Here is a 12069-nt window from a genome sequence, read left to right on the forward strand (position 1 = left end):
AGGGAGGACATCATGACAAAGACATACAAGGCCGTACGGATTTCGAGGGGCTCGGGCGGCTGGGGTGGCCCGCTCGTCATCGAGCCGACCGAACAGCGCAACAAGATCGTTTCTGTGACCGGCGGCGGCATCCATCCGGTTGCCCAGCACATCGCCGACCTGACCGGTGGCGAAGCTGTCGACGGCTTCCGCGCGCCACCCGTCGAAGGCGAGATGGCGGTAGTGGTGGTCGATTGCGGAGGCACCGCGCGCTGCGGCGTCTACCCCCGCAAGCGCATCCCGACCGTCAACCTAACGCCAGTTGGCCAGGCCGGACCTCTGGCACAGTTCATCACGGAAGACATCTACGTCTCGGGCGTGAAGCCGGAGAACGTCACACTGGCGGACGGCAGCGAGCCGGTGACTGCCGCGGGGGGAGCAGCATCGATGAGCCCCAGCAGCACGCCGGCACCGGCAGCCGCGCCGCAGAATGAGGGCGGCATCGTCGGCCTCATCAGTTCGGTCGGCCGCGTGATGGGCCGTGTCGTCGGCATCTTCTTCAATGCCGGCCGCCGCACGATCGACCAGGTGGTGCGCAACGTGCTGCCGTTCATGGCGTTCGTGACCATGCTCATCGGTCTCATCCTCTATACCGGCATCGGCGACATCCTCGCCCAGCCAATGGGACCGCTGGCCAACAACATCATCGGTCTGTTGATCATCTCGGCGATCTGCGGCCTGCCGTTCCTGTCGCCGATTCTCGGGCCCGGTGCCGTGATCGCGCAGGTCATCGGCGTGGCGATCATCGGCCCTCAGATCGCCAACGGAACGATCTCGCCGGCGATGGCTCTTCCGGCGCTGTTCGCCTACAACACCCAGGTCGGCTGCGACTTCGTCCCCGTCGGCCTGGCGCTCGGCGAGGCCAAGCCGAAGACGATCGAGATCGGCGTGCCGGCAGTGCTGATCAGCCGCCAGATCATGGGGCCGGTTTCGGTGCTCATCGCCTGGGCGGTCAGCCTGATCGTCCTTTAAGGAAAGCAAGAGAAGGAGGTTCGCCAACATGACGGTTCTACTGAAAACGCGTGTCACCGCAGTGGGACCGGAAGTGGCGGACCTCGCCGAGGGCGGCGTGATCATCCTGTTTGCGGAGGGATCGCCGCCCGAACTTGCGGAAGTCTCCGTCCTGCACCGCAGCGACGAAGGCCCGAGTAACGAGGCCCCGCTGGTTGGAGCCTCCATCAGCATCGGAGAGGTTGCCGCGCAGATCACCGCCGTCGGCGCCACGGCATGGAGCAAGGTGCTCGATATCGGGCATGTTGTGATCTCCTTCAACGGCGCTACGCAAGCGGAGCGCCCGGGCGAGATATGCGCTTCGGAAGTCGACACGCAGGCGCTCGTCGCCGCATTGACGCCGGATACGGTGATCACGATCGCCACCTGACGACAGGCACTGGACGACATCAGGATACCGTTATGGAACGCTCCACCATCGTGAGGGTGCATGAGGGGCTGCATGCACGCCCAGCCACGCGCTTCGTGAAGCTTGCCAAGAGCTTCGAATCCGAGATCGAGATCATCCGTGACGGCAAGGCCGTGAGCGCGAAGAGCCCGGTCAAGCTGATGCTTCTGGGCGTCAAGGAAAACCAGGAGGTGTCGGTCCGGGCGACAGGTGCGGACGCGGCCGAAGCCGTCGAAGCACTCATCGGCTATCTGGAAAATCCCGATTCCGGCCTCGGAGAGGACGAGTTGCACGCGGGGGCGCCTGCATATGCACCACCCCCGGCGGTGCAGCCGGACATGCAGACGGAGATCGGAACCTTCTTGCGCGGCGTCGCCGCCAGCGAGGGCGTCGCGATCGGGCCGGCCTTTGCGTATTTCCCCGCGGACATCCAGACCGAGGCCCGCACCATTGCGCCCGGTCAACGCGACGCCGAACTGCAGCGGCTTCGCGCCGCCATCCTCTCGGTCCAAAACCGCATGGACGCCACGTTGGCCGAGACATCGCTGGCGGAGAGCGACAGGGGCATCATCGCCGCCTTGCGGGACATCACAGCCGACGAAAGCGTGATCGGCGAAGCCGAGGCAACGATCAGGAAGGGGCTGGATGCCGTTTCAGCGGTGATGGCCGCTGCCACTCAAGTGGCAGCGGAGTTCGCAGAGCTCGACGATCCGTATCTCAACGCCCGTGCCGACGACATCCGGGCGGTAGGACGGCAGATCTCCCTGGCATTGCTCGGACAGGACGAGGCGGGGTTGGATGCGCTGCCGGAAGGCGCGATCCTGATCGCCGAAGACATCGGTGCCTGGGATCTCGCGCGTGCGCCGCTGAAGCGCATCGCCGGCATCGTCTGCGGGCATGGCGGTGCCACCTCGCATGTGGCAATCATTGCCCGCTCGCATGGCATTCCTGCCGTACTTGGGCTCGGATCGCAGGTGATCGAGCTCAAGCGAGCCCAACACGTGGCCATCGACGGTTCGCGCGGCGAGGTTCACCTCGAACCGGACGAGGCCACCCGCCAACGCTTCGATGCAGCCATCCTAGCAGCGACCGCGGAACGCAAGGCGCTGTCGGCCTACAAGGATGCGGTGCCCAGCCGCCCGGACGGCACTGTCATCGAGGTCGCGGCGAATATCGGCTCGCTGGAAGAAATCGATGCCGCACTGGAAGCCGGAGCCATGGGCGTCGGCCTGTTCCGCACCGAACTCCTGTTCATGCGCCACATGCACCTTCCCTCTGAAGACATGCAGGCCGAGACCTACGCCGCAGCGGCCCGAGCGTTCGCGCCCCATCCGGTAATCGTGCGCACGCTCGACATAGGCGGCGACAAGCCGATTGCCGGTATTGAGTTCCCGCAGGAGGAGAACCCGTTCCTTGGCTGGCGCGGAATCCGCATGTGTCTCGATCGCCCCGACATCTTCAAGACCCAGCTTCGCGCATTGCTGCGCGCTGCTATCCACGGCAACATCAAGGTGATGCTGCCGATGATCTCGGAGATAGAGGAGGTGCGGCGCACCCGCGCCCTCATCGCGGAGGCAGCAGCCGAACTCCGCACCGAGGGCAGGGAGCATGCAGCGTTTCCGCTGGGGGTGATGATTGAGACACCGGCGGCCGTCCTGATCGCCCCAACACTGGCCAAGGAAGTCGACTTCTTCTCGATCGGCACCAACGACCTGACACAGTACGTCATGGCGGCGGACCGCCTGAATCCCGTCGTGAGCAGCCTAAACAGCGTCGAAAACCCGGCTGTGATGGCGGCCATCGAAATGACGGCCAAGGCGGGTGTCGATGCCGGGATCATGGTCGGCATGTGCGGCGAGGCGGCAGGACGACCGGACCTGATCCCCACCTTTATCAGGATGGGACTGACGGAACTGAGCATGAGCGCTGCGTCCGTCCAGCGCGCCAAGAAATGCATCGGCGAGATGAAGGCGACTTAGGCGGTACCCGCCTTACGGAAGATGCGCGAACAGCATCGCGAATATCCGTGTCAGTTCTTGCTGTCCCTCCGGTCCCCGGCATGCCGGCTCGATCCGATCGATGCGAGCGTCGGTGGCCAGGATCGTAAGGTCGAGGAGGTCGGCCTCACGTGCCGCATCGGCATCCACGGTCGCGAAACCGGCTGTCAGCACGATTGGCGTCAGGCACAATATCTCGAGCGTACGAATGGATTCATTCGGCACCGAGCCGTCCTCGAAACGGATCGGCCGATGGTCGAGCAGTTCGGTCAGCAGCGACGCACAGAGCACCGCGCCTGCCGCAACCCTTTCGGACCAGCCGTGTGCGCCGTCCAGCGCCGCGAGCTCTGCGCCGTGCTTGCCCTTCATTGCGGCGTGCACGCTTGCGAGTTCCGTTTCATGGATCCGCGCTCCGGTGATCCCGCGCGCGGCCAGCACTGTGGCGGCGAGGTAATAGAGGTCACGCCGGAAAGCACGGCTGCCTTCGTCGCGGCCGCGAAAATAGATGTCGAGACTGCGAGCGCTATTCCGCCCGACACCGGCCGCGCGATCGATGGGAACGAACCGTTCGGCAACGGTCATGGCATCATCAAAGGCACTGACGGCATGCCCTAGCAGGCTTTCGACACCCCTCACGGGGAGCGGCGGATGCGGCAGTTTCAGGTGCTCGCCGACGCGCGCCATGGGAGAATGGCCGCCATCGTGCCGATGCTGGCGAATGACCTGCCTCGCATCGCGCAGCCGATCCTTGAGCGCAACGCGGACCTCTTCGGAAATCTCACGCAGCATCGATTTGGCCATCCTCTCGTTTCGTCGGCAAAGCCTCGACCGACCATGCGACAATGCCTTGGGAAATTGCGTCGCATCTGCCCGGCTGGTCAAGGCTTGTTGTTGCGTTTGTTATCAGAATCGTTGACGTTTGCCTCGCCCATGGCGGCGTGAGAGGGAGTGGATTGGCACGGCAGCCGCGCAAGATCACCGCGAACGGCGAGGAGGGGATTGCTGTGCCGACCGGCGAAAGCCGCGCCGATCGGCTGCGGATACGCGCCGCCTGGATGTATTTCATCGAGCAGATGACGCAAACGGAGATCGCCGACGTGCTCGGCATCGGCCGCGTCAGTGTAGTGCGCATGCTGGCGGAAGCCCGCGCCCGCAACGAGGTCAAGATCAGCATCGAGAGCGACCTGATCGATGTGGTGCGCCTGGAGCGCGCGCTCGAACGGACGTTCGGGCTTCAGCAGGCGCTGGTCGCGCCGCTTTCGGCCGCCGAGGCGAGCCCGATACCCGCCATCAGCGCCAAGACCGGCAGCTTCCTTTCCGAAACGATGCACGGTGGCATGCGTGTCGGTGTCGGCTGGGGACGCACGCTGTTTTCCAGCCTGCAGTTCATAAGCGGCAAGCCATTGTCGGATTTTCAGGTGATATCACTGCTGGGAGGGGTCGGCGCGGCGCGGCGGTTCAATCCGGCGGAATTCGCGTGGCGATTTGCCCAGACATTCCAGGGGGAGGGCTACCTGATCCCAACGCCGGCAGTGGTCGACAGCGTTGAAACCAAGATCGCCCTGGTCGAACGCTGTGGACTGAAGGACATCTTCGAGATGACCGACGCGCTTGACGCCGTTCTGCTCAGCGTCGGCGGCATCGCCTCGGCCACCACCTTCTATCGCGGCGGCTTCCTCAAGGAGAAGGATCGCGAGGCGCTGGTCGAACGAGGCGCCGTCGGCGACCTGCTGTTCCACTTCTTCGACAGGGATGGCGTGCTGGTCGACCATCCCGTCAACCAGCTCGTGATGTCTGTGGAAGTGGATCGGCTGCGCAAGGCGCCCATGCGCATATTGACCTCAGGCGGCGAGGACAAGACGGACGCGCTGCTGGGCGCCATGACGTTGATCGCACCCACCGTGCTGATCACGGACGAGCGCAGCGCGCGCCGCATGCTCGAAGCACGCGGCGTCACGCCGTGACGGGCGATCAAGCCGCGCGCGCGACCTTTGTCGTGCGTGCGTTGCCGGCCAGCCGCTTTGTAGCGTCGACGGTGTCCTGCGCGACATACCAGTAGCGTTCCTTCAATTCGATATTGAAGAGGACGCCCTCGGGGAATTCGCATTCCTCGACGATCCGGTCCCAGGGAATCTCACCCCAGCCGACCGGCAGATGCAGGTCACCATGCCCGTAGGCGACACGCTCGCCATCGGTGAACATCCAGATGTCATCTTGACGGCCGAAGCTGTCATGGACATGGAGATGACGTGCCCAAGGCGCGATGGTCTTGATTTCTTCAATGAAATCCTCACGGCGGCCCTCATAGTCGAGCCGCAGCAGGGCGTGGCTGAAATCGAGTGTGGCCGCAACGCTGGGGTGATTGATCGCCGCGAGTTCCTGAGCCAGCCGGGACGCAGTCGGCGTGAGGCCCTTGCCTTCGTAACCCGCGAACAGCGTCTCCACGCACAGCATCACGCCGTGCTGGGCAGCGATGTCGCCGGCCTTGGCCAGCCATTCACGCTGGCGCAGATAAGCTGCCTCGACGCCATTCGCCTGCTGCTGCGGGACGATGCCTGCGTGAATGACATAGTGCTCCGCGCCGAGTTCGGCCGCGACCTCGAGGGAAGCCTTGAGAACTTCCATATGACGCGGCAGGCGCCATGCCTCGTCCATGAAATTGATGGAAAGCGGTCCATGCACGGAGTAGGCGACGTCGCGGCCGCCACATGCGCGCATCAGCGCCTTCATCTGCGGCTGGCGTATCTTGCCACCCACGACGATGTCCATGTCGTAGGTGGGCAGTTCGATCGCCTCGACGCCCAGTTCCTCGATCATGTCCAGTTCTTCCGCGAAGTCGCCGAGATCGTTCGCGCGCTTGTGTGCGGATATACCCGTGCCCAAAGCACCGTTGGCCAGCATGGCTCTCTTCCTCGTGTCGTGGATTCTTCGGTTCCGGAACTGCCGTGCCCGGAGTGCGCCCGCAAGATGACGCGGATTCATGACGCCTGTCTGACAGGCCACCGGCAAAGATTTGAACAGGGCGGTGCTCGACAACCCGTTTGCCATGTCATCTAATCGTCATTGAAGTGTCATTTTCAACGCTGATTCCGATTGGAGCCGCCAATGCGCATGCTGTTCCTGCTCCTTTGTGCCTGTGTCGCGGGGTCCGGCCCGGCTGCGGCCGACGCGCTGACAAATCGGCAGATCGAAACGCACCTCGTCGGCAAGCAGATCGCGTGGTGGGAAGCACAGGGCTGGCGCCACGGCTATCTCATGCTGCTGCCGAACGGCTCCGCGGAAATGACCGTCGATCGTCCGGATCGTCAGCGCGACGTCGGACGCTGGACTTTGCGCGGTGATGAAATCTGCACGCTCTGGGGTGAGGTGCGCGGCGGTGTCGAGAAGTGCTACCGCATCCGTCGCGAGAGCGGCGGCCTGTTCGTCACGAGCGGGGGCAACGTGTTCGAGGTTCGCGAACTCGGCGTGTGACAACGGCGTCATAGAACCGTCGCGGGATTGTAACCCGAGCAAAACAAAACTGTCGTCAATCGCCTCTAGTGGAGTCGGCCAGCGGGATAGCCCGCGCCAACCATCCTCTGGAGGCTGACAATGACAAGGTTTTCTCTTTTCGCCGCGGCTGTCTCGACCGTGGCGATTGCGTCCGGCGCTCAGGCACAGGAGCGCACCCAGTTCCAATACTGGTATGGTCTCACCGGCCAGCTCGGCGAAGTCGTGCAAAAGCAATGCGATCTCTTCAATGCGTCGCAGGACAAGTACGAGGCAGTCTGCTCCGGCCAGGGCGGCTATGATGCGGCTGAGCAGAATACCATCGCCGCATACCGCGCCGAACAGCATCCGACTGTCGTGCAGATCTACGACGCCGGTACCGTGAACTTCATGCTCTCGGGCGCCATCTATCCCGCCAACAAATTTGCCGAAGAGCACGGCATCGACGTCGACTGGGATGCGTACTTCCCCGGAATCGCCAACTACTACGCCACCTCCACAGGCGACATGTGGTCCTTCCCCTACAACTCTTCGACAGCCGTCCTTTACTGGAACAAGGATGAGTGGGCCAAGATCGGCAAGGATAAGGCTCCGGCAACCTGGGCTGAGTTCGCAGCCGACCTGAAGGCGCTCAAGGAAGCCGGCGTTGAATGCGGATTCGCGTTCGACTTCGACACCTGGATGAATCTCGAGCAGTTCTCGGCCATGAACGGCTTGCCGATCGCCACGCTCGACAATGGCTATGGTGGCCTCGGCGCCGAAGTCGTCTTTCACCAGACTGCCTTTGTCGACCACATGAAGAACTTCAAGGACTGGATGGACGCCGGCTACGCCAAGATCCAGACGAGCCAGGTTGGCAAGAACCTGATCCAGGCCTTTGCCGATGGTTCCTGCGCCTCGACGACATCTTCGATCGCCAACCATGGCGTGGTGAAGTCGACCCAGGCCGAAGGCATGAACTGGGACGTGGCCATGCTGCCGGTGCTCGAAGAAGGCAAGCGCACCAATTCGCTGGTCGGCGGAGCTTCGCTGTGGGTCATGGATGGCAAGTCCGACGAGGAATACGAAGCTGCCGCTGCTTTCCTCAAGTATGTGACGGCAGCCGACACGGGCGAGAAGTACATTGCCGAGAACACCGGCTACATTCCGGTTACCACTGACGGCTTCGAACTCTTGAAGTCCGAAGGCTTCTACGACCGCGAAGAGATTGCCGGTCGTGAAGTGGCGATTGAATCACTCACCGCTTCCGACGTCACCCCGCTGTCGCGCGGCATTCGCCTTGGCAACTTCACTTCGATCCGGGCCGAAGTCCGCGCCGAACTCGAAGCTGCCTTCACCGGCCAGAAGGACATTGAAACCGCGCTGAACGACGCGGCGGACAGGTCCAACCAGATTCTGCGCCGCTACGAGCAGACCTATCGCGGCGCCGACCTGCCCTGATCCAACTTCTGCCCTGACATCGGAGGCGCTGCCTGCAGCGCCTCCTTCCTCATGACGGAGCGGGAGTGCCGGTCTTGGAAAAACGCGTGACATTCTCGAACACCTGGCTCGCCGCCGCACTGATCCTGCCGCAGATGCTTCTGGTGTTCGTGTTCTTCTACTGGCCCACCGGAGAAGCGCTCTATTGGGCCTTCACGCTGGAGCCTCCTTTCGGCGGCACCAATGAGTGGGTCGGCCTCTACAATTTCGACAACGTGTTCAGCGACCCGAAATACTGGAGTTCGGTACGGGTCTCGATGATATTCGCCATCGCCTCCACGGTGCTGTCGCTGGGCATCGCGATGCTGCTGGCATTGTTCGTCGACCGGCAGTTGCCTGGTTACCAGGTGTACAAGTTCACCTTCTTTCTCCCTTACGCGCTTGCCGCTCCCGCGGTCGGTCTTGCGTTCCGGTTTATCTTCTCGCCCGACGCCGGTTTCCTGTCTGCGATCAACCGGGTCTTTCCAGATCTCTGGAACCCGGCGCTCGACGGCTTCGACGCGCTGCTATTGATCGTCATGGCGCAGGCTTGGACGATGGCTGGCTACAATTTCATCTTCTTCCTTGCCGCCTTGCAGTCGATACCTCGCAACATCAGTGAGGCGGGTGCCATGGACGGCGCCAATGTGCTGCGCCGGATGTGGGACCTTCAACTGCCGCTGATCACCCCGACGCTGTTCTTCCTGATCGTGATCAACATCACCGACAGCTTCGTCAACTCGTTCGGCATCGTCGACATCACCACCGCCGGCGGCCCGGCGCGTGCGACCGACCTCATGGTCTACAAGATCTACACTGACGGATTCGAGGGCAAGGACTACTCGCTCGCCGCTGCCCAATCGATCGTGCTGATGCTGCTGATCGTCGCGCTGACATTCATCCAGTTCCGCTACATCGAGCGGCGCGTTCACTATAGCTGAGAGGGACGGCATCATGATCGAACGTACCCCCGTCCTCGACTTCGTCACCCAGGCGATCCTGGTGATCAGCCTGGTGATGTTGTTGCTCCCGCTCTGGATCGTGTTCGTCGCGGCCAGCCATGACTACCAGACGGTCAACCAGGTTCCGATGCCGCTATGGCCCGGCACGCATCTCTTCGAAAACCTGGCGACCGCCTGGCGCGACGGCAATTTCAGCCGGGTGATGCTCAACTCGTTCATCGTTGCCGGGGGCGTGACTGCGGGCAAGATCGGCATCGCGGCGCTGTCGGCCTTCTCGATTGTCTACTTCAACTACCGGCTGCGCATGGTGATGTTCTGGCTGATCTTCATCACGCTGATGTTGCCGCTGGAAGTACGCATCGTACCGACCTACGCGGTGGCGGCAAACGCGCTCGGCCCCTTCGAGCAGATCCTCAATCTCATCGGTATCGAAATCGGTCTGCCACGCTGGAACCTGCTCAACTCGTATTCGGGTCTGATCCTGCCGTTGATTGCGACAGCGACCGGGACGTTCCTCTACCGACAGTTCTTCATGACAATCCCCGACGAACTGACGGAGGCCGCCAAGATGGATGGGGCAGGACCGCTGCGCTTCTTCTTCGAGGTGCTGCTGCCCCTGTCGAAGACCAACATGATCGCACTCGCCACCATCATGTTCGTCTGGTCGTGGAACCAATATCTCTGGCCGCTTCTCATCGTCACCGATCATGCCAACTATGCAACCGCGACGATGCAACTTCAAAAGGTCGTTCCCGGCCCGCTTTTCGGCGCTCCGCCAATCTGGAACACCGCCATGGCGGCAAACCTGATCGTGTTGGCTCCGCCGGTGCTCGTCACCATCCTGCTGCAGCGCTGGTTCGTTCGCGGCCTCATCTCCACGGACAAGTAAGGGTTCTTCACAATGGCTGAAATCACACTGCGCAACATCCGCAAGTCCTATGCCGACACGGAAGTCGTCCACGGCGTCGACCTCGACGTCTCCACCGGTGAGTTCATCGTCATCCTTGGACCGTCCGGCTGCGGCAAGTCGACCTTGCTGCGCATGGTTGCGGGGCTAGAGGCGATCACCAAGGGCGAGATCGAAATCGGGGGACGAGTCGTCAACCGGCTCGAACCGCGTGAACGCGGCTGCGCCATGGTGTTCCAGAACTACGCCCTCTATCCGCACATGAGCGTCGCCCAGAACATTGGCTACTCGCTGAAGATCGCCCATGTGCCGAAAGCGGAACGCGACAGGCGAGTGCGCGAGGTTGCATCGTCACTCGGGCTCGAGGAATTCCTCGACCGCCGCCCGGGCCAGCTTTCCGGAGGCCAGCGTCAACGCGTTGCCATGGGCCGCGCAATGATCCGCGAGCCGAAGGTGTTTCTCTACGACGAGCCGCTGTCCAATCTCGACGCGAAGCTGCGCGTCGCCATGCGTGTCGAGATCCGCAAACTGCATCAAAGGTTGGGGGCAACCTCGCTGTTCGTTACCCATGATCAGGTGGAAGCCATGACGCTGGCCGATCGGATCGTTGTCATGAACAAGGGCGTGGTGGAGCAGATCGGCACGCCAACGGAAGTCTACCAGCGCCCGGAGACGACCTATGTCGCCAACTTCATCGGCACGCCCGGTCTCAACCTGATCGATGCGACGGCCGATCCCGACAAGGGGCTGCTGACGCTCCCCGATGGACAGCAGCTTGCCTACGACCGTTCGCGCTGGCCCGACGTCGGCTATGGCCCGGTCACGGCAGGGTTCAGGGCCGAGTCAGTGCGTCTGGCTGCCGGCGGAATCCGCGGAACATATGAATTCGCAGAAGAACTCGGCGCGGCCAGACTGGTGCACGGGCTGTTCGGAGGGCACACGCTGATTGCCCATATGGCCGGAAGCCGTAGCTTCGCGGTTGGCGAGGCGCTATCCTTCGTCGTGGATCCCTCCGACGTCCATCTCTTCGACGCCGATAGCGGCCGCCGCCTGAGTGAAACCGTTGACGGTGTTGTGACGCCGGCAATAGAAGCACCGGCAAAAGCAGCCGCCTTGATGTGAGATCGCTGCTCGGCGGCCAGGTCTGTCCGGAATTGCTGACCCGCCCGGGCCAATCAAGGGAAGCGACGATGGCGCAGATCATCTTCTTGCACGGCGCTTCCAGCAGCGGAAAATCCACTATCGCCGGAATATTGCAGGCGGTGGTGGAGAAGCCGTTCTGGCATGTTTCCATCGACCATCTGCGTGACTCCGGGGTCGTGCCGATGAACCGATTTCGTCGTGGAGATTTCCGTTGGTCCGAAGCCAGGAATGCCTTCTTCGAGGGCTTCCATGCATCTCTTTCGGCCTATGCCGATGCAGGCAATAACCTCATCCTCGAGCATATTCTGGATGACGAGGAATGGCTTCCAATGCTCATCAGCCGATTTGCCAAGCACGACGTGTTCTTCGTTGGCGTGCACTGCCCCTTGGAAATCCTGATGGAGCGTGAGGCAGCACGTGGCGATCGACCGCTAGGAAGTGCGAAGCAGGATTACGAAACCATACACGTCGGCAAAATCTACGATCTGGAACTGGATTCAACGGAAGAGCCGCAAACGAACACCACCAAGCTTTTGGCGGCGTGGCGGTCGGACCGCCGTTCTTCGAGTTTCAGCCTAGATAAGAGGGCGGTTCCATAATGCGTCTTATGCGACTTATTCGTGATGATTGCTGGCAGAGTTGACCCGGCGCGTGTGCGCCCCGCCCGCTGTGAAA

General features: G+C 62.3%; 12 protein-coding genes. 10 read left to right on the top strand and 2 right to left on the bottom strand.

All coding sequences use genetic code 11. From position 1 onward, the window contains the following. Positions 1-12 precede the first annotated feature (12 nt). From AAFN84_RS18920 to ptsP, 3 genes are read left to right on the top strand one after another with little or no spacing between them, the layout of a single operon-like run. Complete coding sequence (locus tag AAFN84_RS18920; RefSeq protein WP_347516197.1) at positions 13-1011, top strand: PTS glucitol/sorbitol transporter subunit IIB; 999 nt, start codon at positions 13-15, stop codon at positions 1009-1011. Positions 1012-1039: 28 nt separating this feature from the next. Further along, entirely contained in the window at positions 1040-1420 is a 381-nt protein-coding gene (locus AAFN84_RS18925) for a PTS glucitol/sorbitol transporter subunit IIA (RefSeq protein ID WP_347516198.1), read from the top strand. A gap of 32 nt (positions 1421-1452) precedes the next feature. Next, the gene (ptsP, locus tag AAFN84_RS18930; RefSeq protein WP_347516199.1) at positions 1453-3417 is read left to right on the top strand and encodes a phosphoenolpyruvate--protein phosphotransferase; all 1965 of its coding nucleotides are present in this window, start codon (positions 1453-1455) and stop codon (positions 3415-3417) included. 12 nt (positions 3418-3429) lie between these two features. Here the strand turns inward: ptsP and AAFN84_RS18935 are convergent, their stop codons facing one another. Continuing rightward, positions 3430-4236, bottom strand: a complete 807-nt coding sequence (locus AAFN84_RS18935) for a hypothetical protein (RefSeq protein WP_347516200.1) — start codon at positions 4234-4236, stop codon at positions 3430-3432. Positions 4237-4409: 173 nt separating this feature from the next. On the opposite strand from AAFN84_RS18935, the gene AAFN84_RS18940 reads away from it, so the two are divergent. After that, a complete protein-coding gene (locus AAFN84_RS18940) occupies positions 4410-5399 on the top strand; it encodes a sugar-binding transcriptional regulator (RefSeq protein ID WP_347516237.1) in 990 nt (329 codons plus the stop codon). Between the two features lie 7 nt (positions 5400-5406). Here AAFN84_RS18940 and AAFN84_RS18945 read toward each other — a convergent pair whose 3' ends face one another. Then, the gene (locus AAFN84_RS18945; RefSeq protein WP_347516201.1) at positions 5407-6336 is read right to left on the bottom strand and encodes a sugar phosphate isomerase/epimerase; all 930 of its coding nucleotides are present in this window, start codon (positions 6334-6336) and stop codon (positions 5407-5409) included. 204 nt (positions 6337-6540) lie between these two features. Between AAFN84_RS18945 and AAFN84_RS18950 the strand changes: the two genes are divergently transcribed. From AAFN84_RS18950 to AAFN84_RS18975, 6 genes are all read left to right on the top strand, one after another. Next, positions 6541-6906, top strand: coding sequence for a hypothetical protein (locus AAFN84_RS18950; RefSeq protein ID WP_347516202.1), 366 nt, complete (start codon positions 6541-6543; stop codon positions 6904-6906). A 120-nt stretch (positions 6907-7026) separates the two neighbouring features. Continuing rightward, positions 7027-8364, top strand: a complete 1338-nt coding sequence (locus tag AAFN84_RS18955) for an extracellular solute-binding protein (RefSeq protein WP_347516203.1) — start codon at positions 7027-7029, stop codon at positions 8362-8364. Positions 8365-8438: 74 nt separating this feature from the next. Continuing rightward, entirely contained in the window at positions 8439-9323 is an 885-nt protein-coding gene (locus AAFN84_RS18960; protein WP_347516204.1) for a sugar ABC transporter permease, read from the top strand. A 13-nt stretch (positions 9324-9336) separates the two neighbouring features. Then, a complete protein-coding gene (locus AAFN84_RS18965) occupies positions 9337-10233 on the top strand; it encodes an ABC transporter permease subunit (protein WP_347516205.1) in 897 nt (298 codons plus the stop codon). Positions 10234-10245: 12 nt separating this feature from the next. Next, positions 10246-11373 carry a sn-glycerol-3-phosphate ABC transporter ATP-binding protein UgpC gene (ugpC, locus tag AAFN84_RS18970; RefSeq protein ID WP_347516206.1) on the top strand — a complete coding sequence of 376 codons (1128 nt, stop codon included), beginning with the start codon at positions 10246-10248 and terminating at the stop codon, positions 11371-11373. Positions 11374-11441: 68 nt separating this feature from the next. Beyond that, on the top strand, positions 11442-11993 hold the full coding sequence (locus AAFN84_RS18975) for a zeta toxin family protein (RefSeq protein ID WP_347516207.1): 552 nt from the start codon (positions 11442-11444) through the stop codon (positions 11991-11993). Positions 11994-12069 lie beyond the last annotated feature (76 nt).

Origin of the sequence: Mesorhizobium sp. CAU 1741 (assembly GCF_039839275.1) — a bacterium.
In the GTDB taxonomy this organism is placed as follows: Bacteria; Pseudomonadota; Alphaproteobacteria; order Rhizobiales; family Rhizobiaceae; genus Aerobium.